This is a genomic window from Nonomuraea bangladeshensis (assembly GCF_039529455.1).
Classification (GTDB): Bacteria; Actinomycetota; Actinomycetes; order Streptosporangiales; family Streptosporangiaceae; genus Nonomuraea; species Nonomuraea bangladeshensis.
This window is the reverse complement of record NZ_BAAAMV010000003.1, coordinates 693,122-717,138: the sequence shown is the minus strand read 5'-3', so window position 1 is coordinate 717,138 and position 24,017 is coordinate 693,122. Positions and strand designations below refer to the sequence as shown.

At 72.5% G+C, this 24,017-nt stretch carries 19 protein-coding genes and 1 pseudogene; 12 read left to right on the top strand and 8 right to left on the bottom strand.

Features of this window, described 5'->3' with window-relative positions:
* Nucleotides 1–8 precede the first annotated feature (8 nt).
* From ABD292_RS11150 to ABD292_RS11130, 5 genes are all read left to right on the top strand, one after another.
* Nucleotides 9–2,270 (top strand): catalase, encoded by a 2,262-nt coding sequence (locus tag ABD292_RS11150; RefSeq protein ID WP_344207024.1) that lies wholly within the window; start codon nt 9–11, stop codon nt 2,268–2,270.
* 81 nt (nt 2,271–2,351) lie between these two features.
* On the top strand, nt 2,352–3,830 hold the full coding sequence (locus ABD292_RS11145; protein ID WP_344207023.1) for an aminotransferase class I/II-fold pyridoxal phosphate-dependent enzyme: 1,479 nt from the start codon (nt 2,352–2,354) through the stop codon (nt 3,828–3,830).
* A 35-nt stretch (nt 3,831–3,865) separates the two neighbouring features.
* Nucleotides 3,866–4,435 carry a DUF5709 domain-containing protein gene (locus tag ABD292_RS11140; protein WP_344207022.1) on the top strand — a complete coding sequence of 190 codons (570 nt, stop codon included), beginning with the start codon at nt 3,866–3,868 and terminating at the stop codon, nt 4,433–4,435.
* 9 nt (nt 4,436–4,444) lie between these two features.
* Nucleotides 4,445–5,050: a hypothetical protein gene (locus ABD292_RS11135; protein WP_344207021.1), complete on the top strand. Its 606-nt coding sequence runs from the start codon at nt 4,445–4,447 to the stop codon at nt 5,048–5,050.
* A 24-nt stretch (nt 5,051–5,074) separates the two neighbouring features.
* Nucleotides 5,075–6,250, top strand: coding sequence for an acyl-CoA dehydrogenase family protein (locus ABD292_RS11130; RefSeq protein ID WP_344207020.1), 1,176 nt, complete (start codon nt 5,075–5,077; stop codon nt 6,248–6,250).
* Here the strand turns inward: ABD292_RS11130 and ABD292_RS11125 are convergent.
* From ABD292_RS11125 to ABD292_RS11105, 5 genes are all read right to left on the bottom strand, one after another.
* The gene (locus tag ABD292_RS11125) at nt 6,178–6,504 is read right to left on the bottom strand and encodes a DUF3040 domain-containing protein (protein WP_344207019.1); all 327 of its coding nucleotides are present in this window, start codon (nt 6,502–6,504) and stop codon (nt 6,178–6,180) included. The two genes, ABD292_RS11130 and ABD292_RS11125, sit on opposite strands and share 73 nt — an antisense overlap.
* The gene (gene ctaD / locus ABD292_RS11120; RefSeq protein ID WP_344207018.1) at nt 6,501–8,213 is read right to left on the bottom strand and encodes an aa3-type cytochrome oxidase subunit I; all 1,713 of its coding nucleotides are present in this window, start codon (nt 8,211–8,213) and stop codon (nt 6,501–6,503) included. Before ctaD ends, ABD292_RS11125 begins: the two co-directional genes overlap by 4 nt.
* Before the next feature lie 72 nt (nt 8,214–8,285).
* Nucleotides 8,286–10,127, bottom strand: a complete 1,842-nt coding sequence (locus ABD292_RS11115; protein ID WP_344207017.1) for a S9 family peptidase — start codon at nt 10,125–10,127, stop codon at nt 8,286–8,288.
* An 8-nt stretch (nt 10,128–10,135) separates the two neighbouring features.
* Nucleotides 10,136–11,923: an N-acetylglutaminylglutamine amidotransferase gene (locus ABD292_RS11110; protein ID WP_344207016.1), complete on the bottom strand. Its 1,788-nt coding sequence runs from the start codon at nt 11,921–11,923 to the stop codon at nt 10,136–10,138.
* Nucleotides 11,924–11,943: 20 nt separating this feature from the next.
* Complete coding sequence (locus tag ABD292_RS11105; RefSeq protein WP_344207015.1) at nt 11,944–13,464, bottom strand: carboxylate-amine ligase; 1,521 nt, start codon at nt 13,462–13,464, stop codon at nt 11,944–11,946.
* A gap of 226 nt (nt 13,465–13,690) precedes the next feature.
* On the opposite strand from ABD292_RS11105, the pseudogene ABD292_RS11100 reads away from it, so the two are divergent.
* From ABD292_RS11100 to ABD292_RS11085, 4 genes and pseudogenes are all read left to right on the top strand, one after another.
* Nucleotides 13,691–14,886, top strand: a pseudogene (locus ABD292_RS11100) (RNA-guided endonuclease InsQ/TnpB family protein); the annotation flags it as partial.
* A gap of 54 nt (nt 14,887–14,940) precedes the next feature.
* On the top strand, nt 14,941–16,056 hold the full coding sequence (locus tag ABD292_RS11095) for an acyltransferase family protein (protein ID WP_344207154.1): 1,116 nt from the start codon (nt 14,941–14,943) through the stop codon (nt 16,054–16,056).
* 9 nt (nt 16,057–16,065) lie between these two features.
* Nucleotides 16,066–17,199 (top strand): winged helix DNA-binding domain-containing protein, encoded by a 1,134-nt coding sequence (locus tag ABD292_RS11090; protein WP_344207014.1) that lies wholly within the window; start codon nt 16,066–16,068, stop codon nt 17,197–17,199.
* 54 nt (nt 17,200–17,253) lie between these two features.
* Nucleotides 17,254–18,321 (top strand): diacylglycerol/lipid kinase family protein, encoded by a 1,068-nt coding sequence (locus tag ABD292_RS11085; protein ID WP_344207013.1) that lies wholly within the window; start codon nt 17,254–17,256, stop codon nt 18,319–18,321.
* Nucleotides 18,322–18,351: 30 nt separating this feature from the next.
* On the opposite strand, the gene ABD292_RS11080 is transcribed toward ABD292_RS11085, so the two are convergent.
* Complete coding sequence (locus tag ABD292_RS11080) at nt 18,352–19,605, bottom strand: low temperature requirement protein A (protein ID WP_344207012.1); 1,254 nt, start codon at nt 19,603–19,605, stop codon at nt 18,352–18,354.
* Between the two features lie 587 nt (nt 19,606–20,192).
* Between ABD292_RS11080 and ABD292_RS11075 the strand changes: the two genes are divergently transcribed.
* On the top strand, nt 20,193–21,041 hold the full coding sequence (locus ABD292_RS11075) for an SAM-dependent methyltransferase (RefSeq protein ID WP_344207011.1): 849 nt from the start codon (nt 20,193–20,195) through the stop codon (nt 21,039–21,041).
* Between the two features lie 70 nt (nt 21,042–21,111).
* Here ABD292_RS11075 and ABD292_RS11070 read toward each other — a convergent pair whose 3' ends face one another.
* Entirely contained in the window at nt 21,112–21,498 is a 387-nt protein-coding gene (locus tag ABD292_RS11070; protein WP_344207010.1) for a hypothetical protein, read from the bottom strand.
* Nucleotides 21,499–21,771: 273 nt separating this feature from the next.
* Between ABD292_RS11070 and ABD292_RS11065 the strand changes: the two genes are divergently transcribed.
* Together ABD292_RS11065 and ABD292_RS11060 are read left to right on the top strand one after the other, a co-directional pair.
* Nucleotides 21,772–23,004: an FAD-dependent monooxygenase gene (locus ABD292_RS11065; protein WP_344207009.1), complete on the top strand. Its 1,233-nt coding sequence runs from the start codon at nt 21,772–21,774 to the stop codon at nt 23,002–23,004.
* A gap of 73 nt (nt 23,005–23,077) precedes the next feature.
* Nucleotides 23,078–23,551, top strand: a complete 474-nt coding sequence (locus ABD292_RS11060; protein WP_344207008.1) for a proteasome activator — start codon at nt 23,078–23,080, stop codon at nt 23,549–23,551.
* Nucleotides 23,552–23,573: 22 nt separating this feature from the next.
* Here the strand turns inward: ABD292_RS11060 and ABD292_RS11055 are convergent, their stop codons facing one another.
* Nucleotides 23,574–23,999, bottom strand: a complete 426-nt coding sequence (locus ABD292_RS11055; RefSeq protein ID WP_344207007.1) for a nuclear transport factor 2 family protein — start codon at nt 23,997–23,999, stop codon at nt 23,574–23,576.
* Nucleotides 24,000–24,017 lie beyond the last annotated feature (18 nt).

Genomic DNA, 24,017 nt, shown 5'->3' with positions numbered 1-24,017 from the left:
TGCTATCCATGAGCGAGTCAAACCCGATCAAGTCGGCGGTCGAGAAGGTCGTGGACACCGTCGCCCACCACGGTCACCCGGAGAAGGCCGAGATCCCCGGCGTGCCGAACAGTGAGCCGCCCTCGGTGGAGGAGCCGGTCGAGCCGCGCGAGCCGCTGGCGCCGAAGCCCGACCAGACGGGCCCGGACACCTTCTCCCCCACGGGGCAGCCGACGGGCGCGTCGCAGGACGCGATGGCGCAGGGCGGCGCGTTCCTGACCAGCGCCCAGGGGGTGCGGCTGCCCGACACCGACCACTCGCTCAAGGCCGGTCCGCGCGGCCCGGTGCTGCTGCAGGACTTCCACCTGCGCGAGAAGATCATGCACTTCGACCACGAGCGGATCCCCGAGCGGGTGGTGCACGCGCGCGGCTCGGCCGCCCACGGCGTCTTCCGTTCGTACGGCACCGCCGCGAACATCACCAAGGCCGCCTTCCTCGCCGAAGGGGTCGAGACGCCGGTCTTCGTGCGATTCTCCACCGTGCTCGGCTCGCGCGGCTCGGCCGACACCGTACGCGACACCCGCGGCTTCGCGACCAAGTTCTACACCACCGAAGGCGTGTACGACCTGGTCGGCAACAACATCCCGGTCTTCTTCATCCAGGACGGCATCAAGTTCCCCGACGTCATCCACGCGGGCAAGCCGCACCCCGACCGGGAGATCCCGCAGGCGCAGAGCGCCCACGACACGTTCTGGGACTTCGTCTCCCTGCACACCGAGGCCACCCACCACACGATGTGGAACATGTCGGACCGCGGCATCCCCCGCTCCTTCCGGATGATGGAGGGCTTCGGCGTCCACACCTTCCGGCTGGTCAACGCCGAGGGCGCGACGACGCTGGTGAAGTTCCACTGGAAGCCGAAGCTCGGCGTGCACTCCCTGACGTGGGAGGAGGCCCAGCTCATCAACGGCGTGGACCCCGACTACCACCGGCGCGACCTCGCCGACGCGATCGAGGCGGGCGCGTACCCGCGGTGGGAGCTGGGCATCCAGACCTTCCCCGACACCCCTGACCAGATGTTCGAGGGCATCGACCTGCTCGACCCGACGAAGATCGTGCCGGAGGAGCTGGCGCCGGTCCAGCCGATCGGCCTGATGGAGCTCAACCGCAACCCCTCCAACTTCTTCGCCGAGACCGAGCAGGTCGCCTTCCACGCCGGCCACCTGGTGCCCGGCATCGACGTCACCGACGACCCGCTGCTGGCCGCCCGGCTGTTCTCCTACCTGGACACGCAGCTCACCCGGCTCGGCGGGCCCAACTTCCCGCAGATCCCGATCAACCGGCCGCACGCCCCGGTCAACGACATGCTGCGGGACGGCTTCCACCAGGACGCGGTGCACCGGGGGGTGGCGCCGTACCGGCCGAACTCGCTGGACGGCGGCTGTCCCTTCCAGGCGGGCGCGGCCGAGGGCGGCTACGTCGAGGTGCCGGTGGAGGTGGCGGGGCGGAAGGTGCGCGAGGCGCCCGCCTCGTACGCCGACCACTTCAGCCAGCCGCGGCTGTTCTGGCGCAGCATGTCTCCTGTCGAGAAGGAGCACATCATCGACGCCTACACCTTCGAGCTGGGCAAGTGCTATGAGCAGGCGGTGAAGGAGCGGCAGCTCAGGGTGCTGGCCAACATCGACCCGGTGCTGTGCCGCGAGGTCGCCCAGGGGCTGGGCCTGCCCGTGCCCGAGCCGACCGAGCCGCCGGCCGAGATCGCGCCGAGCCCCGCGCTGTCGCAGGTCGGCCGCGAGTGGCCGACCGACGGGCGGATCATCGGCATCGTCGCCGACGAGTCCTGCGACCTCGGCGTCGTCGGCGCGGTGCGGACGGCCGTGCTGGCCGCCGGCATGGTGCCGCTGATCGTCGCGCCGAAGGGCGGCATGCTGGGGACGATGCCGGTGCAGCGGACGTTCCTGACCGCGCGCTCGGTCGAGTTCGACGCCCTGCTGCTGGCGGGCGCGCCGGCGCCGGGCAAGGACGCCTTCGGGGCGCGCGACGCCAAGGCGGGCAACCTCCTGCCGGACGGGGGCGTGGACCCGCGCGTCGTGCTCATGGTCATGGAGGTCTACCGGCACGCCAAGGCGATCGGCGGCTGGGGCACGGCGGCGCGGGCGCTCACCCAGGCGGGCGTGCCCGAGCAGGCGCCCGGCGTGATCGTCGGCGAGGACGGCGAGCAGGTCCTGCGCGAGACGATCGGGCTGCTCGCGGCGCACCGGGTGTGGGAGCGGTTCCCGCCGGCCGCCTGACCGTACGGTACGGAGGGGGCCGGGTGCGCACCCGGCCCCCTCCGGCGTTTCCGCTCCGCACGTCAGGGCAAGAGCGGGCCCATGGATCAGTCACAGGCGCCTGTCCTCCAGGCATTGCAGGCCTATCACGACAGCGGGCAGCTCCCCTTCACCCCGCCGGGTCACAAGCAGGCGCGGGGGATCGATCCGAGGGTCGCCGAGGTGATGGGCGAGGCGGTCTTCCGCGACGACGTGCTGGTCACCGGCGGCCTGGACGACCGCTCGTCGTCGGGCGGCGTGCTGCAGCGGGCCGAGGAGCTCATGGCCGACGCCGTGGGCGCGTCGGCGACGTTCTTCTCCACCTGCGGCAGCTCCCTGTCGGTCAAGGCCGCGATGCTCGCGGTGGCGGGGCCCGGGGAGAAGCTGCTGCTCGGCAGGGACGCGCACAAGTCGGTGGTGGCCGAGCTGGTGCTGTCGGGCAGCGTCCCCGTGTGGGTGGAGCCCCGATGGGACACGGAGCTGCACCTGGCCCACGCGCCCGGCCCCGAGGCGTTCGCGGCGGCCTTCGACCGGCATCCCGACGCCAAGGGCGCGCTGGTCGTGACGCCCACCCCGTACGGGACCTGCACCGACCTCGCCGCGCTGGCCCGCCTGTGCCACGAGCGCGGCAAACCGCTCCTCGTGGACGAGGCGTGGGGCGCGCACCTGCCCTTCCACCCCGACCTGCCCACCTGGGCCATGGACGCGGGCGCGGACGTGTGCGTCACCAGCATCCACAAGATGGGCTCGGCCCTGGAGCAGAGCTCGGTGTTCCATCTGCAGGGCGACCTCGTCGCGCCGGAGCTGCTGAAGGAGCGCGCGGACCTGTTCAGCACCACCAGCCCCTCCGCGCTGATCTACGCCACGCTCGACGGCTGGCGGCGGCAGATGGTCGAGCACGGGCGCGAGCTGTACGACCGCGCGCTGAAGCTGGCCGAGGCGCTGCGCATCGAGATCGAGGCCATCGACGGCCTGCACGTGCACTCCCGTGAGGAGCTCTGCGGCGAGGGCCGGGCCTTCGACGCCGACCCGATGCAGCTCCTGGTGGACGTCACCGGTCTCGGCACGGGCGGCTACCAGGTCACCGACTGGATGCGCGAGCATCACCGGATCAACCTGGGCCACTCCGACCACCGCCGGGTCGGCGTCCAGCTCACGCACGCCGACGACGAGGAGACGGTGGAACGGCTGCTGGCCGCGCTGCGGGACCTGAGCGCGCGGGCCGGCGAGCTGCCGCCCGCGCCGCGGGTGGAGATCCCGCCGCCGGGCGGGCTGCGGCTGGAGCAGGCCATGCGGCCCCGCGACGCCTTCTTCGCGCCGGTGGAGCACGTGCCCTGGCGGCAGGCCGCCGGGCGGGTCTCGGCCGAGCTCATCACGCCGTACCCGCCGGGCGTCCCCGCCGTGGTGCCGGGCGAGCGCCTGAACGGCGAGATCCTGCGCTACCTGCGGAGCGGGCTGGCGGGCGGCATGGTCGTCCCGGACGCGGCCGACTCCTCCCTCGACACGTTCCGGGTCGTGGCCGAAGAGGATCACGCCCGTTAAGTGGCCTTTTGCGACGTATGGGTAGGGGCGAAAACATGAGTCACAACACACCCGAGCATGACCCTCGTTCCCGTTTCGAGGACGAGGGCATCCCCGACCTGCAGGACGGCACGCCCCAGCAGCAGTGGGCGGTGGACCCGCAGGAGGCCCCGCTGCCGGCCGACCACCCGGTGGCCGTGGAGGACTTCGGCACCACCATCGACGAGCAGATCCAGGGCGAGTCGCTGAGCGGCCGGCTGGACCGCGAGGTTCCCGAGGACCAGCCGGTGTTCGGCGTGGCCGAGTCCGCCACGGCCGACCGGCTGCCCACCGACCAGGACGACGCACCCGAGGTCGAGCGGGTGACCGAGGAGGGCGGCCTCGGCGTGGGCGCGGACCTGGACACGGGCTACGAGCGCGACGACGACGTGGACCCCGGTTGGGAGGCGCAGCCCGAGGAGCCCTCCGGCCAGGTCTGGGACGAGCCGCGCCGGGCCGGCCGGCTGGTCGCGCCCGACGAGGGGACGCGCGCCGACGCCGAGGCCGACGAGATCGCCACGGAGGTGGGCCCGGACTCGGGCGGCTACAGCGCCGAAGAGGCCGCCATGCGGGTCGAGCCCGAGTGAGGAGGGGGCATGTCTGACGAGAAGCACACCACGGAGACACCTGCGGAACGCGAGCAACGCGACAAACGACGCGAGCAGGACCGGGGCACGACGTTCGACGCCGAGCTGCACAACATGGGCGGCGACGTCGGCCCCGCCTCGATCCGCGGCTCGAACCCGAGCCCCGGGTCCAAGCCCCGCGACGACGCCGAGCCGACGAGCGGCTACGCGACGCCGATGGGGTACACCACCGGCCGCGACGACGAATGGCCGGTGACCGCGGGCTCCGACGAGAAGGCGGTCGCGGCGCGTACCGACGAGATCGAGGACCACGTCGCCACCTACGGCCCGAGCCCGCACCCCATGCCGCCCGACCGGCTGGAGCCGCAGGGCGAGGGCGGCGACCCCGGCTTCCGCGTCACCGGCCCGGTGAACGAGGCCGAGCACGGCATGGTGATCGACGACGAGGGCGAGCCGCCCTCGGAGCCGGAGCCCGGCCTGCCCGGCGGCGAGCACATCGGCGCGGGCGTGGACTGGGTGGCCTCCGACGAGGACGACCCGGACGGCGGCTCCGGCCGCACGGCCGACGACGACGGCGGCTACCTGCCCGGCGAGGGCACCGGCCGCCCCTACTGACGGACGACAGGAGGAAGGGCGGAGATGGCGGAGCTGCTGACGGGGGACTTCTACGCGTTCGAGGAGCTGCTGGCCGGCGAGGAGCGCGAGACGCTGCTGCGGGTGCGGGAGTTCCTGCGCGAGAAGGTCGTCCCCATCGCCAACGACTACTGGGCCCGCGCGGAGTTCCCCACCCACCTGGTGAAGGAGTACGCCTCGCTCGGGATCGCCGGCCTCGCCTTCGAGGAGCTGCCGGGGCCGAAGCCGAGCAGCCTGCTCAGCGGCTTCCTCGCGATGGAGATGGCGCACGCCGACCCGTCGATGGCCACCTTCTACGGCGTGCACACGGGGCTCGCCATGGGCAGCATCGCCGCCTGCGGCTCGGCCGAGCAGCGGGCGCGCTGGCTGCCCGCGATGAGCGCGATGGAGCAGATCGGCGCGTTCGCGCTGACCGAGCCGGACGGAGGCTCGGACGTGTCCGGCGGCATGCGCACCACGGCCCGGCGGGAGGGCGACACGTGGGTGCTGGACGGGGCCAAGCGGTGGATCGGCAACGCCACCTTCGCCGACCTCGTCGTGGTCTGGGCCCGCGACGCGGACGACGGGCACGTCAAGGGCTTCGTGGTGGAGAAGGGCACGCCCGGCTTCACCGCCACCAAGATCGAGAACAAGATGGCGCTGCGGTCGGTCCAGAACGCCGACATCACGCTCGACGGCTGCCGGGTGCCCGAGGCGAACCGGCTGGAGGGCGCCAACTCCTTCCGCGACACGGCCGGCATCCTGCGCCGTACCCGCAGCGGGGTGGCCTGGCAGGCGGTCGGCGTGATGCTGGCCGCGTACGAGATCGCCCTCGCCTACGCGAAGGAGCGCGAGCAGTTCGGCCGGCCGATCGGCAAGTTCCAGCTCGTGCAGGACCTGCTGGTGCGGATGCTCGGCAACGCCACGGCCTCGCTCGGCATGGTGGTGCGGCTGGCCCAGCTCCAGGACGCCGGCACCTACCGCGACGAGCACTCGGCGCTGGCCAAGGCGTACTGCACGACGCGGATGCGGGAGGTCGTCGGCTGGGCGCGTGAGCTGCTCGCGGGCAACGGCATCGTGCTCGACTACGACATCGGCCGCTTCGTGGCCGACGCCGAGGCGCTCTACTCCTACGAGGGCACCCGCGAGATCAACACCCTCATCGTGGGCCGCGCGGTGACGGGGCTGAGCGCCTTCGTGTGAGCCCGGCCGCTCCCCGAGCCGCCGCGCGGGGTGCTCGTGGGAGCGGTCAGCACGAGGATCGCCGCCGACAGCAGGCTCAGGACGACCACGACGAGCAGCACGCCCACCATCTGGCGGTTGCTCACGTGGCAGGCGTAGCGCTGCGGCCCCTGGCGGTTCAGCGCGTCGATCCGGCGCGTGAAGCCGGGGTCGCCGCAGCGCAGGTCCCGCTCGATCTCCGCCAGCAGCCGCCGCTCGCGGTCGGACAGGCTCACCGCTCGATGCCGGCGCCGCTCTCCGGGCCCGGCAGCTCGTCCTCCTCGTGGCGGCGGTAGGAGGTGTGCGGGTGGTGCATGTCGAACGCCGGCCGCTCCGAGCGGATCATCGGCATGCTCACGAAGTTGTGCCGGGGCGGCGGGCAGGAGGTGGCCCACTCCAGCGAGTTGCCGTACCCCCACGGGTCGTCCACCGTGACGCGCGGTGAGCGCCGGGCCGTCCACCAGACGTTGTAGAGGAACGGCAGCGTCGACAGGCCCAGGATGAACGCGCCGACGGAGGAGATCTCGTTGAGCGTGGTGAACCCGTCGGCGGCGCTGTAGTCGGCGTAGCGGCGCGGCATGCCCAGGACACCGATCCAGTGCTGCACCAGGAACGTGGTGTGGAAGCCGATGAACAGCAGCCAGAAGTGCCACTTGCCGATGCGGTCGTTGAGCATCCTGCCGGTCATCTTCGGCCACCAGAAGTAGAACCCGGCGAACATGGCGAACACCACGGTCCCGAACACCACGTAGTGGAAGTGCGCGACGACGAAGTAGGAGTCAGTCAGGTGGAAGTCCAGCGGCGGCGAGCCGAGGATGACCCCGGTCAGCCCGCCGAGCAGGAAGGTGATGAGGAACCCGATCGCGAACATCATCGGCGTCTCGAACGACAGATGCCCGCGCCACATCGTGCCGACCCAGTTGAAGAACTTCACACCCGTCGGCACCGCGATGAGGAACGTCATGAACGAGAAGAACGGCAGCAGCACCTGCCCGGTGGCGAACATGTGGTGCGCCCACACCGTCATCGACAGCCCCGCGATGGCCACGGTCGCGCCCACCAGCCCCACGTAGCCGAAGATCGGCTTGCGGCTGAAGACCGGGATGACCTCGGTGATGATGCCGAAGAACGGCAGCGCGATGATGTAGACCTCGGGATGGCCGAAGAACCAGAACAGGTGCTGCCAGAGCATCGGCCCACCGTAGGCCGGCTCGTAGACGTGCGTGCCGAGCTTGCGGTCGGCCTCCAGCGCGAGCAGCGCCGCCGTCAGCACCGGGAACGCCATGAGCACGAGCATGCTGGTCAGCAGCACGTTCCAGGTGAAGATCGGCATCCGGAACATGCTCAGGCCCGGCGCGCGCATGCAGATGATGGTGGTGAAGAAGTTCACCGAGCCGAGGATCGTGCCGAGACCGGACAACGCCAGGCCCATCACCCACAGGTCGCCGCCCTGGCCGTGGCTGTAGGTGGCGCGCGACAGCGGCGTGTACCCGGTCCACCCGAAGTCGGGCGAGCCGAAGTTGGTGAAGATGGCGCTGAACACGATCAGTCCGCCGAACAGGAACAGCCAATAGCTGACCGCGTTCAGCCGGGGGAAGGCCACGTCCGGCGAGCCGACCTGGAGCGGCATGATCACGTTCGCGAAGCCCGCGAACAGCGGCGTGGCGAACAGCAGCAGCATCGCCGTGCCGTGCAGGGTGAAGAGCTGGTTGTACGCCTGCTGGCTCACCACCTGCAGGCCCGGCCGGGCCAGCTCGGCGCGGATGATCAGCGCCATGATCCCGGCCAGGGTGAAGAAGGCGAACGACGTGATGAGGTAGAGGTAGCCGATCACCTTGTGGTCGGTGCTCGTCAGCCACGACACGATCACCGCGCCCTTGCGGTGGTGGCGCACGGGCGCCAGCGGTGAGGTCAGCGGCTCCTCGCCAGGCCGGTACGTCGTCATCGCCACTCTCCGTCATGCGGGCGCCACGGGTCGAACATCCGGTACCCGTGGCTTCTGACGGAAATCGCCTGATTACCGAGCGCGACCGAAGTCCTTGCGACCGGTTGGGCGGTACTCGACCGTTCTGAGCTGATGTGAGAGCCAGTCCACCACTTTGGCCACGAAACTGATCCGATTGGCGACCTGCCGGATCTCGTGACCCTCGTCGTCGAAGAACAGCGCCTCGCAGGGCAGGCCCAGCGCGCGGGCCGCGGCGAGGACCTGCTCGGCCTCGTACAGCGGCACGTTCGTGTCCGCGGCGCCGTGCACGAGCAGGAGCGGCGCGGCCAGCCGGTCGAGCGCGCGCAGCGGCGACAGGGCGCGCAGCAGGTCGCGGTCGGCCTCCGGGTGGCCGTACTCGCTGTAGGCGGCCTCGGCGATCCACGGCTCGGTGCGGGCGTAGAAGGTCTCGAAGTCGGCGATGCCGGCCACGTCCACGCCCGCACGGAAGAGGCCGGGATGGGCGACCAGCGCGGCCAGCGTCAGATAGCCGCCGTACGACCAGCCCATGCAGGCCAGCCGGCCGGGATCGGCCAGCCCCAGGCGGACCAGCTCGGCCGCGCAGTCGGCCACGTCCTCGATGGCCCGGAAGCGCAGCGCCCCGTCGTCCGCGCGGCGGAAGGCGCGGCCGTGCCCGCCGGAGCCGCGCACGTTCGGGGCGAACACCCCGATCCCGGCGGCCAGCAGGTTCTGGAACAGCGGGTTGAACGTCGGCCGCTCCTCGTCCTCCGGGCCGCCGTGCAGGTAGAGCGCGTACGGAGCGGGCCCGGTCACGTGCGGCGGCCGGTACAGCCAGGCGGTCAGCTCCAGCCCGTCGCGGGCGCGCAGGCGTACCGGCTCGGCCCCGGCCGCCGCCGGCAACGGACCGGCCCCCGCCACCCGCCGGTAGCGGCCCGTGCCGAGGTCGCACACCAGCACATGGGACGGCTCCTCCGGGCTCTCGGCGGCGAGCGCGGCCAGGGTGCCGTGCCAGGAGAGGCGGGCCGAGGTGACCACGGCGGCGGGCGGCGGCGGCAACGGCCGCAGCTCCCCCCGGCCCAGGTCCAGGAGGTCCAGCTCGGAGCGGCCGTACCGGTTCCAGACCAGCAGCGCCCGGCGGCCGTCCGCGCTCAGCGCGAACCGGTCCAGCTCCGCGTCCTCGCGCTCGGCCAGCACCTCCGCCGGAGCCAGCGCGCCGCGCCGGGCGGCCAGCAGCGCGGCACGGTCACGGCCGGCGTCGGTGACCAGATAGGCGGTGCGGCCGTCCGGCGACAGCACGCCGAGGTCGGTGGTGCCGGTCAGGCCGGGCAGCAGCGGCTGCTCCACGCCGTTCGCGAGGTCGGCCACGTACATCCGGCGCGCGCCGCGCGGGCCGCGCCGCAGCAGCATCCTGGAATGGTCGCGGCTCACCGCGGCCGGCCACAGCAGGTGGCCGGCGGCGATCGGCCTGCGCCCGCCGGTGACGGCGTCCACCAGGACGGCGCTGGTCACGCCGTCGGCGGCGGTCTCGGCGACGAGCAGCGTCTCACCGCGCCCGGTCCAGCGCACCATCGACGCCGACCCGCCGGGCGGCGCCGCCAGCGTGCGCAGGTCGCCGCCGTGCGTCTGCACGGCCTCCACCTGCGTGTGCTCCCCACCACCCGGCGCGACCAGTACGGCCAGGTGCCCGCCCGTGGGCGCCCAGCTCACGTCCACGACCGGCTGCGGCCCGGTGTCCACCGGCCACGCCTCGGCCCCGTCCCGCAACGGCTGCACCCAGACCTTGGGATGGCCGTCGCGGTCGCTGACATAGGCCACGGCGCTGTCGTCGGGGGCCAGCGCCGGCGCGAGGCAGCTCTCCGCGGTCAGACTGGCAGGCGAGGGAACGTGGGCGAGCCCGCCCAGATCCGGCGTCATGCGCCCCCTCATACCCCGTGGGCCTGCAGCCACATTTCGAGCAGGCCGAGCTGCCAGAGCGGGTTCACGCCGGTCGGTGTGCCGTCGGCGTCGGGGTCGGCGAGCAGGCGGGCGACGTAGTCGGGGCGGAACAGGCCGCGCTCGCGGGCCGCCCGGCTGGTCAGCGCGTCGCGTACCAGGTCCAGGACACGTCCGTCCACGTGCCGGATGGCCGGCACCGGGAAGTAGCCCTTGGGCCGGTCGATGACGTCGGCGGGCAGCAGGCGGCGGGCGGCGTCCTTGAGCACGCCCTTGCCGCCGTGCGCCAGCTTCAGCTCGGCGGGGCAGGCCGCGGCCAGCTCGACCAGCTCGTGGTCCAGGAACGGGGTGCGGGCCTCCAGCCCGTGCGCCATCGTCATGTTGTCCACCCGTTTGACCGGGTCGTCCACCAGCATGGCGGTGGTCTCCAGGCGCAGCACGGCGTCGAGCGCGGTGTCGGCGCCCGGCCTGGCCAGGTGCTCGCGGACGAACGCGCCGCTCGCGTCGTGGTCCAGCAGATAGCCGGGCGCGAGGACGCGGGCCAGCTCGCCGTGCGGGCGGTCGAAGAACTCGCGGGCGTAGACCTCGGCGGCCCGCTCGCGCGGCACGTCCGCCAGCGGCGGGAACCAGCGGTAGCCGGCGAACACCTCGTCGGCGCCCTGGCCCGACTGCACCACCTTGACGTGCTGGGCGACCTCCTCCGACAGCAGGTAGAAGGCGACGCAGTCGTGGCTGACCATCGGCTCGCTCATGGCCAGCACCGCCCGCTCCAGGCCGTCGACGAGGCGGCCGTCCGGTATGCGGATGCGGTGGTGTGCGGTGCCGAAGCGCTCGGCCACCAGGTCAGAGTAGGCGAACTCGTCGCCCTTCTCGCCGCCCGCCGCCTCGAAGCCGATGCTGAACGTGGCCAGCCCCTCCTGCCCCTGCTCGGCCAGCAGCGCCACGATGAGGCTGGAGTCCAGGCCGCCGGACAGCAGCACGCCCACCGGCACGTCGGCCACCATGCGGCGGCGCACCGCCGCGCGCAGCGCGTCCAGGACGGCCTCTCGCCACTCGTCGGCGTCGAGGCCGGCGTGCTCGGGCAGCGCGCCTCGGGTGTAGGGCGGGTCCCAGTAGCGGTGCTCGCGGCTCGTGCCGTCCGGCTCGACCACGCGGACGGTCGCGGCGGGCAGCTTGCGCACCCCGGCGAGGATCGTACGCTCGCCCGGCACCAGCGCGTGGAAGGTCATGTAGTGGTGCAGGGCCACCGGGTCGACGCGGGTGTCCACGTCGCCGGCGGCCAGCAGGGCGGGCAGCGAGGAGGCGAAGCGCAGCCGGCGGCCGTCCTCGGCCAGGTACATCGGCTTGATGCCGAGCCGGTCGCGGCCCAGCACCACGCGGCCGGTGTCGCGCTCGGCGACGGCGAAGGCGAACATGCCCTTGAAGCGCTCGACGCAGGCGGTGCCCCACCGGTGGTAGGCCTTCAGCAGCACCTCGGTGTCGGAGGTGGAGTAGAAGTCGTAGCCGTCGCGGCGCAGCTCGTCGCGGAGCTCGGCGTAGTTGTAGAGGCAGCCGTTGAACACCACCGTCAGCCCCAGCTCGCCGTCCACCATCGGCTGGGCCGCCTTGTCCGACAGGTCGATGATCTTCAGGCGGCGGTGGCCCAGCGCGACCGGGCCCTGCGACCACAACCCCGAGCCGTCGGGCCCTCGGTCGTGCATCGCCTCCGTCATCCGGTCCACCGCGGCGATGTCCGCCTCCTCGTCGTCGAAGCGGATCTCACCGCACAGGCCGCACATTACGAAAGTCCTCCTTGTCGTCAGACCGCCGGCCGGTGATCGGGCCTGGGGTCGGTGTGGGGGTCGGTGTGGGGGTCGGTATGGGGGTCGGTCCGGAGATCGGAATGGGAGCCGGGCCGGGGGCCGGCGTGGGAGTCGGTCCACAGCTCGGCCTGGTGGCCGGTCTGGTGGCCGGTCTGGTGGCCGGTCTGGTGGCCGGTCTGGTGGTCCGGCCGAGGGTCGGTTCGGTGGTCGGTCTGGTGGCCGGGCTGGGGGTCGGTCCGGTGGACGGTCTGGTGGTCAGGCCCAGGGGTGGGCTCGGGTCCGGGGTCGAGCCGGTGATCAGGCTCAGGCTCGGGATCGGGGCCGGGGTCGAGCCGGTGATCAGGCTCAGGCTCGGGATCGGGGCCGGGCCGGGCGTCGGGCCGATGGTCGGGGCGGGGGTCGGATGGGGTTGGGGACCAGTCGCAGGAGCGGGTTTCGGCGAGCAGGAGGTCCACGACGTCCTCAAGGCGGCCGCGCCGGGCGTGGGCCGCCCGCTGCCGCGCCGCCGAGCTGCCGCGCGCCGACGCCTGCCGGGCCAGGGCCGAGACCAGCTCCCAGTCGCCCGCTTCCACGAGGTGCGGGCGTGCCCGGTCGAGCAGGCGCGCGATCACCTCGGCCGCCGGGCGCGGCACCCCTTCCACCGGATCGACCAGCTCGCCCTCCAGCCCCGAGCGCGCCGCCTGCCAGGTCGCCGCGCGTACCGCCTCCAGGCGCACCTCGCGCCCGTCCCCTCGGCGGGCCGCCTCCAGCTCGGTGGCGACCAGCGCGCGGAACAGCCCGGCGATCAGCACGACGTCCGACAGCCGCGGGCAGGAGTCGCAGATGCGCAGCTCGACCGTGGGCAGGTGGCAGGAGGGCCGGATGTCGAAGTAGATCATCCCGGGGTCGGCGATGACCCCGGAGCGGATCAGCGTGTCGATCATCTGCTGGTACTCGGCCGCCGAGCCGTAGGACGCCATCGGGCCGGTCGTGGGCCAGCGCTGCCACACGAGGGTGCGGTAGCTGGCGTAGCCGGTGTCGGCGGCGTCCCAGAACGGGGAGCTGGCGCTGAGCGCCAGCAGCGGCGGCAGCCACGGCGCGAGCCGGTGCGCGACGGCCACGGCCAGCTCCCGGTCACGTACCTCGGCATGCACGTGCATGCCGCAGATGAGCTGCTCACGGGTGAGCACCTGGAAGTCGATGAGCATCCGCTCGTAGCGCGGGTCGGGGAAGATCTTGAGCTGGTCCTCGTCCACGAGCTGCGGGCTGCCCGCGGCCACGACGCCGAGGCCGAGCGCCTCCGCCTCGCGGACCAGCGCGGCGCGCATGCCGCACAGGTCGCCGGCCAGGTCGGTCAGACCACGGAAGGGCAGGCTGTTGGACTCCACCATCGAGCGCTGCAACTCGTGCGTGAACCGGGCAGGGGGCAGCGCTTCCAGCAGCAGTCCCGACCGGGCCGCCAGGTGGCGGGTCCGCAGGTCCACGACGTGAAACTCCTCCTCCACCCCCACTTTGACGGGCTCTCCTGGCTTCGGCACGGCCATCACCCCCGACATCGCGCCCTAAAGGGTGACACTCCCCCATAAATCGCAGGTTTAGCATCGTCCTTAATCAGATGCCTCCGAGGAGACCCCCGCCTTCAGGCGAGGGAGGAATCGGACTCCTGCGCAGCAGGGCAGGAGCAGGCGGTGCGCCGTCAGGCGAACCGCCGTCGTCTTCTGGAATCGGCCGGTGCGCGAGTGATCTCGCACATACCATCGAAAGGTGGCGCAGCTCGTGAAGCGGGCCTACAAGTACCGCTTCTATCCGACCCCCGAACAGGCCGAAGAGCTTGTCCGGACGTTCGGCTGCGTGCGCCTGGTCTACAACAAGGCCCTGCAAGAGCGGACCCGCGCCTACACGCTGGAAGGCCGCGGCGTCTCCTACACCGAGTCGTCGGCCGCGTTGACCGCGTGGAAGAAGACACCCGAGCTGGCGTTCTTGTGTGAGGTGTCGTCGGTGCCGTTGCAGCAGGCGCTGCGGCATCTGCAGGCGGCGTTCGCGAACTTCTTCGCCCGCCGCGCGAAGTACCCGACGTTCAAGAGCAAGAAGCGGTCGCGGGCGTCGGCCGAATACACCCGCTCGGCGTTCCGCTGGCGCGACGGCCGGCTCACCCTGGCCAAGATGAGCGCGCCGCTGGACATCGTGTGGTCGCGCCCGCTGCCCGAGGGCGCCGAGCCGTCCACGGTCACCGTGAGCCGGGACCCGGCCGGGCGCTGGTTCGTCTCCCTCCTGGTCGAGGAGAAGATCACACCCTTGCCGCCCGTCGAGCGGTCGACGGGCCTGGACGCCGGCCTTGTCGCGCTGCTCACGATGTCGTGCGGCGAGAAGATCGCCAACCCGCGTCACGAGCGTCGCGAGCGGCGCAGGCTGGCCAAGGCACAGCGGGCGCTGGCCCGCAAACAGAAGGGGTCGAACAACCGGGCCAAGGCCCGGCTGCGCGTGGCGAAGATCTACGCCCGGGTCGCCGACCGGCGCCGGGACTACCTGCACAAGGTCACCACACGGCTGGTACGCGAAAATCAAGTGATCGCCGTGGAGGACCTGGCCGTCCGCAACCTGCTCAAGAACCATGCCCTGGCCCGTGCCATCTCCGATGCCGGCTGGCGGGAACTGCGGTCCATGCTGGAATACAAGACGGACTGGTACCGCCGCACGCTGGCGGTCGTGGACCGCTTCTTTCCCTCCTCCAAGTTGTGCTCGGTCTGCGGGACCCTGCGGGAAGAGATGCCGTTGAGCGTCCGGGTGTGGGTCTGTGCGTGTGGCGCGGTCCATGACCGGGAGGTGAACGCAGCCGGGAACATGCTGCTCGCCGCCGGGCTGGCGGAGAGCTGAAACGCCTGTGGAGCTGGTGTAAGACCTCAACGAGACTCCTCTCGGGCGGGCGATCGGCGGTGAAGCAGGAAGACCGAGCGGCGACGATCGGAACCCCCTCGTTAACGAGGGGGAGGATGTCAAGGCCTAGACTCCGACGAATGTCCTTGCCCCCTGCCCGGCTGGCCTGGCTGGACGCCCTCCGGGGGCCGGCGGCGCTGGCCGTCACCGCGCACCACGGCGGCTGGACCTTCGTCCCCGCCCTCTACGCCGTCGTCGACGCGCGCGTCGATCTGGGCACGTGGGGGGTGTTCGTGTTCTTCCTGGTGAGCGGCTACATCATCCCCGCCTCGCTGGAGCGGCGCGGCGACGTACGCGGCTTCTGGACCGGCCGCGCCTTCCGCCTCCTCCCGCTCCTGCTCACCGCCTGCTGCGCGGCGCTCCTGCTGGCCGCCGCCGGGCTGGTCCCGCTCTCCTCCGGGCTCGGCTCCCGCCCGCTCCCCCTCGTCGCGCTCGGCAACGTGGCGATGCTCCAGGAGCTGCTCAACCTGCCCGCCGTCGTGTCCGTGACCTGGACGCTGTCGTACGAGATGGCGTTCTACCTCATCAGCGTGGCCCTCTACGTGACCGGCCGGGCCCGCATGTCAGCGGGGATCTCCGTGGCCCTGGCGGTCGCCGCCGTGCCGTTAGGACTGCTCATGCCGCGCGCCGTGATCGGCCGTGGCGACCTGCTCGCCGCGCTGCTCTGCCTCGCCGTGGTGGCCGCCGTCGTGGTGACCGCGCTGGCGGGCGGCCGGGCCCGTACGGCGGCCGCCGTCACGGGCGGCCTGCTCGGCCTCGCGCTGGTGGTCGCCGGCAGCCGGGGCGGCACCTGGCAGGGCGTGATCATCCTGGCCGCCATGTTCGCGGGCACCGCCGTGTACCGGGCCGAACGCGGGGAGATCCCGTGGCGCGCGGCGGCCGTCGCCGTGGCGGCCGTGCTCGGCTGCGGGATCCCGGCCAAGGACGACCCCGGCTGGGCGCCCGCGCTCGTGCTGGCCTTCGCCGTGTTCGGGCTGGCGTTCGCGCTGCGCGGGCGGGCCTTCCCGCGCTGGCTGACCTGGCTCGGCGTGGTCAGCTTCTCGCTCTACCTGCTGCATCCGCTCCTGCTGCACCTCGCGCCCAATATCTGGGTGTACTACCTCGTGCTCGTCCCGTTGAGCGGGGTGACGTACCGCCTGATTGAGGCGCCGGCGCAGCGGCTGGGACGGCGGCTGCGCCGGCCGCAGAACGCCTAGATTGTCCCCATGCCCCTGACCCTCCGCGATCTCAACCGCGCCACCCTGGCCCGGCAGTTCCTGCTGCGCCGGGAGGCGCTGGACGTCGCCCCCGCCGTCCGCCGCATGGTGGGACTGCAGGCGCAGCAGCCCGCCTCGCCCTACCTCGCGCTCTGGAACCGGCTCGCCGGGTTCGACCCGGCCGCGCTGGACGCGGCGTTCGCCGACGGCTCGCTGGTGAAGGCCACGCTCATGCGGATCACCCTGCACGTGGTGCACGCCGACGACCATCCGGCCATGCACCTCGCCCTGCGGCGGACATTGCGGGGCTCGCGGCTCGGCGACCGGCGCTTCGCCGAGACCGGCCTCACCCCCGCCGAGGCCGACGCTCTTGTGCCTGACCTGCTGGCCTTCGCCGCCGACCGGCCGCGTACGGGCGCCGAGATCGAGGCGTGGATCGCCGAGCGCGCGCCCCTGTCGCCGAAGGGCGTGCTGCGGGTGATGCGCTCGATCGCGCCGCTGCGGCACGCGCCGACCGGAGGGGCGTGGTCGTTCGGGCCGCGGCCCGCGTACCTGGCCGCCCGGCCGGGCTCCGTCCCCGGGGACGAGGACGACTGCCTGCGGGAGCTCACCCTGCGCTATCTGGAGGCGTTCGGGCCCGCTTCGGTGCTGGACGTGGCCCAGTTCGCGCTGGTCCACCGGCCACGGGCGCGCGCGGCCCTCCAGGCGCTGTCCGACCGGCTGGAGCGCCTGGAGGGGCCGGACGGCACCGAGCTGTTCGACGTGCCGGGAGCGCCGCGGCCCGGCGGGGACACGCCCGCCCCGCCCCGGCTCATGGCCATGTGGGACAACCTGCTGCTCGCCCACGCCGACCGGGCCCGCGTCATCCCGCCCGCGTACCGCAAGCTCGTCATCCGCGCCAACGGCGACGTCCTGCCCACGCTGCTGGTGGACGGCCACGTGGCCGGGGTGTGGCGGCCGGCGGAGGGCGGCATCGAGGCGTCCGCCTTCCACCCGCTGCCCGAGACGACGTGGGACGGGCTCGCCGCCGAGGCCAGGGAACTGCTGGCGCTGCTGGCCGGCCGCGACTCGCGCGTGTACCTGAGTTACGCCCGCTGGTGGGGCGCCCTGCCGGCGGCCGAGGTACGCATCCTGCCGGCCTGACCGCGTTTGGCCCGCCCGTGGCGGGGCACCGGGGCGGTCCCTGGGAGGAGTGGGATGGCGCGCAGGCTGCTGGCGATGGGCAACCCGGCCGCGGGCGGGGACGACGAGGCGACCCGCCGGGCGGTGCTCGGCGTGCTCGGCGGCGGGGCGGACGTGGTCTTCCACGCCCTGGAACGGCCGGACGACCTGGACCGGGCGCTCGCCGAACACCCCGACCGCGAGCCCGTGGTGCTCGGCGGCGACGGCACCCTGCACCGGGTGGTGGCGGCGCTGCTGGCCCGCGGCGAGCTGGAGCGCCGCCCGGTGGGCCTGATCCCGATGGGCACCGGCAACGACCTGGCCCGCACGCTCGGCATCCCCCTGGACCCGGAGGAAGCCGCGCGCGTCGTCCTGGACGGCACGCCCCGCCCACTGGACCTGCTCGTCGAGGACCCGCCCGGCGAGAACGGACGCGGCGAGAACGGGCGCGGCGAGAACGGGCGCGTCGGGGACGCGTCCGCCCGCGGCGTTCCCGGCGAGGACGTGCCCAGCGGGAGCGGGCCCGGCGAGGACGCGGCCGACGGGAGCGGGCCCAGCGAGGACGCGGCCGGCGAGGACGCGGCCGGCGGGAGCGGGGGGATCGTGATCAATGCCGTGCACGTCGGCGTCGGTGCGGAGGCCAGCCGGCGGGCGACGCCGCTCAAGCCGGTCCTGCGCCGGGCCGCGTACGCCGCCGGCGCGCTGCTCGCGGGTGTGCGCAGCAAGGGCTGGCGGCTCCGGGTGCGCGTGGACGGCGAGCTGGTCGCCGACGGGCGGCGGCGGGTCCTCATGGTGGGCGTCGGCAACGGCGCCTCGATCGGCGGCGGCACTCCCCTGGCCCCCGAGGCGCGCCCCGACGACGGCCTCGCCGACGTGATCGTCTCCTACGCGGTCTCGCCGTGGGGGCGGCTGGCGTACGGGGTGCTGCTGCGGCTCGGCCGGCACCCCGAGCGGGACGACGTGGCGACGTTCCGGGGACGCGCGGTCGTGGTCGAGGGCGAGCCGGTGCCCGCCAACGCCGACGGCGAGCTGTGCCCGCCCGCTCCGCGCCGCTCCTGGACCCTCCGCCCGGCCGCCTGGCGGATCGTCGCGCCGCGTTCCTGACGGCGTTCCTGACCGCGCGGCCTGGTCCGCTCAGGCTTCCCGGAGGTCGCGGCGCTGCTCGGCGAAGCGGGTGGTCTCCACGGCGACCAGCACGACCAGGACGAGCGTCAGCCCCGCCAGCGCGGCCAGCGGCGGCAGCGCGATCGCCACCGGCAGCCCGGCCAGCAGCGCGCCGATGGCGAGCAGCCGCGGCAGGCTGAGCACGCCGTGCATCAGCCCGCCGAACAGCACGTGCCCGCCGAGGTAGAGTGCGGCGCCGCCGTACAGGACGGAGGCGTTGAAGCCGCCGAGCGCCACGCCCTCGCCCGCGTGGGCCAGCACGCCCTGGACGCCGAGCCCGGTCACGATGACGCCGGCCACGATGGGGAAGTGCCCGTAGGTGTAGCCCTCCACGACCATCTTGACGCGGATCACGCCGAGCGCGCGCACCAGCCGGTGCTCGGCCGCCGGCGCGACCACGTCGAAGTACAGCCACCACAGGCACACGGCCACCGCGATCCCGAGCACGCCCCCGGCCAGCAGCGGGACGCTCACCGCCCGTTCCGCGACCCCCACGCCGGCGATCGCGGCCGACTCGCCGATGGCGAGCAGCACGAACAGCCCGTGCCGTTCGCTCCACCGCGCCGCGTCGCCGATCCACAGGCCGCCGCGGCGCGCGGCCAGGTGCGTCCCTGCCCGGTCGACGGCGAGCGCCCCGGCGAACAGCGCCGTCTGCGCCCACCCGCCGAGCAGCGCCCCCGCCACCAGCAGCGGCACGACCGCCAGCAACGTCGCCCAGGAGAACCCGAGTCGGCGGCGCGCCCCTTCGCCGCCCCCGGCCACCGTCCCGGCTCCCGCCGCCGTCCCCACGACGGCGCCGTCCACGGCGAACTGCACGGTGAGGTGCGTGGCCCGCACCAGCACGTACGCGCCCACGAGCACGAGCGGCCCGTCCAGCCCGCCGGGCGCGTCGCGCCACGCCTCGGGGACCGTCAGCGCCATGACGATCACCGCGGCGCTCGCCACCGCCATGCCGCCGCGTACCACGCCGTCGTCGGCGCGTGCCTGGTTGCCGAGCCAGGTGTAGCCCTCCCACGTCCACCACAGCAGCGCGAGCAGCAGCAGCCCTTGGAACAGCCCGTGCACACTGTGCTCGCCCGCCATGAGGACGGTGACCCGGGTCGCCGCGAACACGAAGACCAGGTCGAAGAAGAGCTCGAAGGCCGTCGTCCGGTGGCTTTCCCCCGCCTGGCCGGTCACGCTCGATAACCTCGGCCCGCGCCGCGGGTCCCCCTGCTCGGCCATGGCCGGCCACCCCATTTCCTTCCCGGATCGATTGCCGACGGGAAGGTTATAGGCGGTTATAGGGGGACGTCTCCACGATCACCCTGTTTTCCGCGATCTGTAAGGGTTCGCCATCCCCTCGTCCCGCGCCGCGCGACGTCCGGACCGGCTCCCGCTCGCCCCTGCTGTCGCGGCGGCGGCCGGCGGCCCGCGGCCGTCCGTTCCGGACACGGCGGGTTGACCGCCGAGGCCGCCGACGTGAAACCACACGCGGGCCACTCAACCCCACAAACCTCACTCAGCCCATAAGCCCGAAATATCACAACCCCGGAGCAGCCCCCGAATTCGATCATTCAGCGGCCCGGCGACCCCCTTCTTCCCGTTCCGGCAAACCGCCACCTACATGCAGAAATGCGACACCATTTCTTGATCGAACAACCCCCGCCAACCCCTGTCGCCGCGATTCTGGTCACAAACATTTCCCGAAATAACCGGTCTACCGCATTGCGATTGACTGGAATTGTTGGAACATATGGTCAGAGTCATCGAGTGAGGTCCGGAGATCGCCTACCCCGGACGGGTGGCGGCGAGGGAAAGGGGCAACGCTCATGCACCAAAGGGCTGTCCGAAACCTGGCCAAGCTCGAAACGACGCAGGCGCGCATGACGCGTCTTTTCGACGCCGCGGCCGGCGGGAAGAACAACTTCCAGTCGGACAAGGACATGGTGCGCCATTTCGAGCAGGCCGCTCCCGTCGTCACCACCGCCGCCCGTGCCGTCCTGGAATTCCTCTCCCGCGTCATCCGCCATCTGGCCGCCCACGAGGGCGTCGACCAATTCATGATCATCGGAAGTGGCGTGCCCAGCGGCCTCCCGCCCGGCCGCCGCCTGCACGACCTCGCCCGCCAGGCCTCCCCCAGCTCCGCCGTCCGGACCGTGTACGTCGAGAACAACCCGATGGTCGTCACCATGGCCCAGGCCACCATCGAGCCCTTCTCCGACCTCGTACGGGTCGTGGACGGCGACGCCCACGAGATCGACGAGATGCTCGGCGACCGGGTCGTCCAGACCTTCCTCGACTGGGACCGGCCCATAGCGGTCCTGCTGCTGTCCGCGCAGAGCCTCGACGACGAGGAGTACGCCCACTACGTCATCAAGCGCCTGCGCCACACGGCTCCGGCGGGCAGCTTCCTCGCCCTGGCGCACACCACGTTCGACGCCGTCCCCCAGGAGCTGCTTCCCGCCGTCCGCGACATGCTCGCCATGACGCTCCCGCGTCTCGCCATCCGTACGAAGGAGGAGGTCGAGGCCCTGCTGGACGGCCTGGACCTGGTGGACCCGGGCCTGGTCTGGGTGCCCGAGTGGCACGCGGGCGACCCGGCCCCGGGGGACGACGCCGCCTGCGCCGACCAGCCCGCCGCCTCGGGCAACTACGGAGCCGTGGCCCACATCCCCTGACGAGCCCCGGCGGAAACGGCGCGGCCGCGCGCCCCGGGTGGGGCGCGCGGCCGTCACGGCCTGACCGACGTCAGGGGATGAGCAGGTCGAAGCCGCCGTTCGCGGACTTGCCCGCGGTGGAGAGGACACGCACCGCGACGGTGTTGGGGTGGTTGTCGCACTGCTGCGACGGGAAGCGGTAGGCGATGGACGGCACCCGTCCCTCGGTCCGCGACGTGAGCAGGATCAGCGCGTCCCTCGTGTCGATGGGGGGCGCGATCTGCACGCAGTAGCTGCCTTCGCTCGGGCGCCACGAGCGGATGACGTTCTTGCCGTCGATCACGGCGCCGTACGAGTCCACGATCGCCCCGGCGCGGGCGTTCGGCGCCTTGATGTCGGCGTGTGCTGCGGAGCCGGCGGCGGTGACGAGACCGGCGGCCGCAAGGGCGAGGCAGCCCGCCAGAGCACGACGAAGCATTCGGTTTCCCCCTTTGGGTAACTCACGGATAGGAGCCACGACAGAACGTAATTTCACCGGCCTGCCTGCGGCGCGAGCCACCCCGGAGTGCCGCGCCAAAGATTTTTTGGCACGGGCCTCGTGAACTTCTGGCGGGCTTCGAACGTCTGCGCGGGCCCTCTACGACCCCGTGGCGAGCTCATGACCTGGGGCTCTATGAGAGCAGACCTCTCCCTGTAACCGACCTGCTACTTTCTGCTACATACCGGCCACAATATGCGTAATGGGAGCTCGATGATGAAGGTCGCCTGCGTCGGCGGTGGGCCCGCCAGCCTGTACTTCTCGATCCTCATGAAGCGGATGAACGCGTCCCACGAGATCACGGTCTACGAGCGGAACCCGGCCGGCTCCACCTACGGCTGGGGCGTGACGTACTGGGTGCAGCTCCTGCAGAACCTGTACGCCCTCGACCCGCAGTCCGCCCAGGCCATCAGGGAGAACTCCGTCCACTGGGACAGCTGGGTGGTCGAGCTCCAGGAGCGCGCGACGCTCACGATGGAGCACAGCGACGACGGCTTCGGCATCGGCCGCCGCACCCTGCTGGACATTCTCGGCCGGCGCGCGGGCGAGCTCGGCGTGCACATCGCGTACGAGCACGAGATCACCGGCCCCGACGCGCCCGAGCTGGCCGGCATGGACGTGGTCGTGGCGGGCGACGGGATCAACAGCAGAATGCGCGAGCCGCACGCCGAGCACTTCGGCTCGGAGTTCGCCGTCGGCCGCAACGTCTACATGTGGCTCGGCACGACGAGGATCTTCGACTCGTTCGTCTTCTCGTTCGTGGAGACCGCGCACGGCTGGATCTGGTGCTACGGCTACCCGTACGGCGACGAGCACAGCACCTGCGTGATCGAGTGCGCGCCCGCGACCTGGACGGGCCTCGGCCTCGACGGGGCGAGCGAGGCCGACAGCCTGGCGGTGCTGGAGAAGCTGTTCGCCGGCGTCCTGGACGGGCATCCGCTGATCGGCCGCGAGCAGCCCGACGGCAGCGCCCACTGGCTCAGGTTCCGCACTCTCACCAACCGCCGCTGGCACCGCGGCAACCTGGCCCTGCTGGGCGACGCGGCGCACACCACCCACTACTCCATCGGCGCGGGCACCGCGCTCGCGCTGGGTGACGCCGCCTTCCTGGCCGACGCGCTGCACCAGGAGCCCGACCCGCAGGCCGCGCTCGCCCTCTACTCGCGCAAGCGCATCCCCTCCATCCGGCCCACCCAGCGCTCGGCCCGCAACAGCGCCCGCTGGTACGAGAACCTGCCCCGCTACGCCGCCCTTCCGCCGCGCCAGTTCGTCGCGCTGCTCGGCCAGCGGCACGGCACGCTGCTCGGGCGGGTGCCGCCGAGGCTCTACTACCACGTCGGCCGCGCGGTGGAGGGCGTGCAGATGGGGACGGACTGGGTGGCCGCGAAGCTCGGCCGGGTCCCGACCTGCGAGTGCTGCCGCCCGCAGCCCACGGAGGGCGGGTAATCAGGCCGCCGTTCGTGGGCAGGGGGTGAGGAACCGAGATCGCACGCGCGAACAGCACCCCGGAGGACGGCTCATGACATCGACACCCGGCCCGCCCCGCCCTGGAGAGCACGGCCCCCCGGCGGTGTCGCCGCAGGCCACCGCGGCGGAACGGGAGATCGCCCGCGTCACCGAGCCGGCCCGGCTGCTGCGCATGAGCGACATGGTGCGCATGCTGCTGGACGAGGCCCAGGACACGACCCTGGACGAGCGCGCCCGCGACCAGCTCAGGCACATCCACCTGCGGGCCATCGAGGAGATCGGCGACTCGGTGGCGCCCGAGCTGCGTGAGGAGCTCGAACGCCTGATGCCCGAGGAGCCGCCCGGCCTGCCGAGCCAGGCGGAGCTGCGCATCATGCAGGGCCAGCTCGTGGGCTGGCTGGACGGCGTCTTCCAGGGCATCAAGGCCGGGCTGGCGCTCCAGCAGGCCGGCGCCCGGCCGGCGCGGCCCGAGGGTCAGGGCCACGCACTGCCGGACCGGCCGCGCGGCACGGGCCCGTACCTGTGAGGCCCGGGCTCACAGGACGGGCTCAGCCGCGCCTCGCGGCGGGCCAGCCGTAGCCCCAGCCGCCCTGGATCATCGTCTGGAAGGCCCAGCCGTCCTCGGTGCGCACCAGCAGGTCGGCGTAGTGCATCTCCTGCTCCTGGCCCTCGACGGTCATGGTGGCCCGCGTCTCGACGACCACGAGGTTCGGGCTCAGGAAGTGCGGGGTCCGCCGCGAGCGGAGGTCCAGCCCGGCCGTGCCGCCGCCCATCGCCTCCTTCATCGTCTCCAGGTACTCCTCGCGCGTCCACTGCCGGACCGCGGCGTGGCCGCCGGGCACGTCGGTGGCCACGTTCATAGGGAAGACGCCCAGGTCGGCCAGCTTGTCGAGCTCGCCCTGCTCGGCCAGGGCGTCGTACTCGGCGAACCATTCCTCGATGCTCTTCAGCTCTTTGGCGCTCGGCTGATACATGCGCGACTCCCTTGTGCT

Coding starts and splice junctions, on each gene's coding strand:
- ABD292_RS11150 (WP_344207024.1), top strand. CDS start 9: ATGAGCGAGTCAAACCCGATCAAGTCGGCGGTCGAGAAGGTCGTGGAC.
- ABD292_RS11145 (WP_344207023.1), top strand. CDS start 2,352: ATGGATCAGTCACAGGCGCCTGTCCTCCAGGCATTGCAGGCCTATCAC.
- ABD292_RS11140 (WP_344207022.1), top strand. CDS start 3,866: ATGAGTCACAACACACCCGAGCATGACCCTCGTTCCCGTTTCGAGGAC.
- ABD292_RS11135 (WP_344207021.1), top strand. CDS start 4,445: ATGTCTGACGAGAAGCACACCACGGAGACACCTGCGGAACGCGAGCAA.
- ABD292_RS11130 (WP_344207020.1), top strand. CDS start 5,075: ATGGCGGAGCTGCTGACGGGGGACTTCTACGCGTTCGAGGAGCTGCTG.
- ctaD (WP_344207018.1), bottom strand. CDS start 8,213: ATGACGACGTACCGGCCTGGCGAGGAGCCGCTGACCTCACCGCTGGCG.
- ABD292_RS11115 (WP_344207017.1), bottom strand. CDS start 10,127: ATGACGCCGGATCTGGGCGGGCTCGCCCACGTTCCCTCGCCTGCCAGT.
- ABD292_RS11110 (WP_344207016.1), bottom strand. CDS start 11,923: ATGTGCGGCCTGTGCGGTGAGATCCGCTTCGACGACGAGGAGGCGGAC.
- ABD292_RS11095 (WP_344207154.1), top strand. CDS start 14,941: ATGTCCTTGCCCCCTGCCCGGCTGGCCTGGCTGGACGCCCTCCGGGGG.
- ABD292_RS11090 (WP_344207014.1), top strand. CDS start 16,066: ATGCCCCTGACCCTCCGCGATCTCAACCGCGCCACCCTGGCCCGGCAG.
- ABD292_RS11085 (WP_344207013.1), top strand. CDS start 17,254: ATGGCGCGCAGGCTGCTGGCGATGGGCAACCCGGCCGCGGGCGGGGAC.
- ABD292_RS11080 (WP_344207012.1), bottom strand. CDS start 19,605: ATGGCCGAGCAGGGGGACCCGCGGCGCGGGCCGAGGTTATCGAGCGTG.
- ABD292_RS11075 (WP_344207011.1), top strand. CDS start 20,193: ATGCACCAAAGGGCTGTCCGAAACCTGGCCAAGCTCGAAACGACGCAG.
- ABD292_RS11070 (WP_344207010.1), bottom strand. CDS start 21,498: ATGCTTCGTCGTGCTCTGGCGGGCTGCCTCGCCCTTGCGGCCGCCGGT.
- ABD292_RS11065 (WP_344207009.1), top strand. CDS start 21,772: ATGATGAAGGTCGCCTGCGTCGGCGGTGGGCCCGCCAGCCTGTACTTC.
- ABD292_RS11060 (WP_344207008.1), top strand. CDS start 23,078: ATGACATCGACACCCGGCCCGCCCCGCCCTGGAGAGCACGGCCCCCCG.
- ABD292_RS11055 (WP_344207007.1), bottom strand. CDS start 23,999: ATGTATCAGCCGAGCGCCAAAGAGCTGAAGAGCATCGAGGAATGGTTC.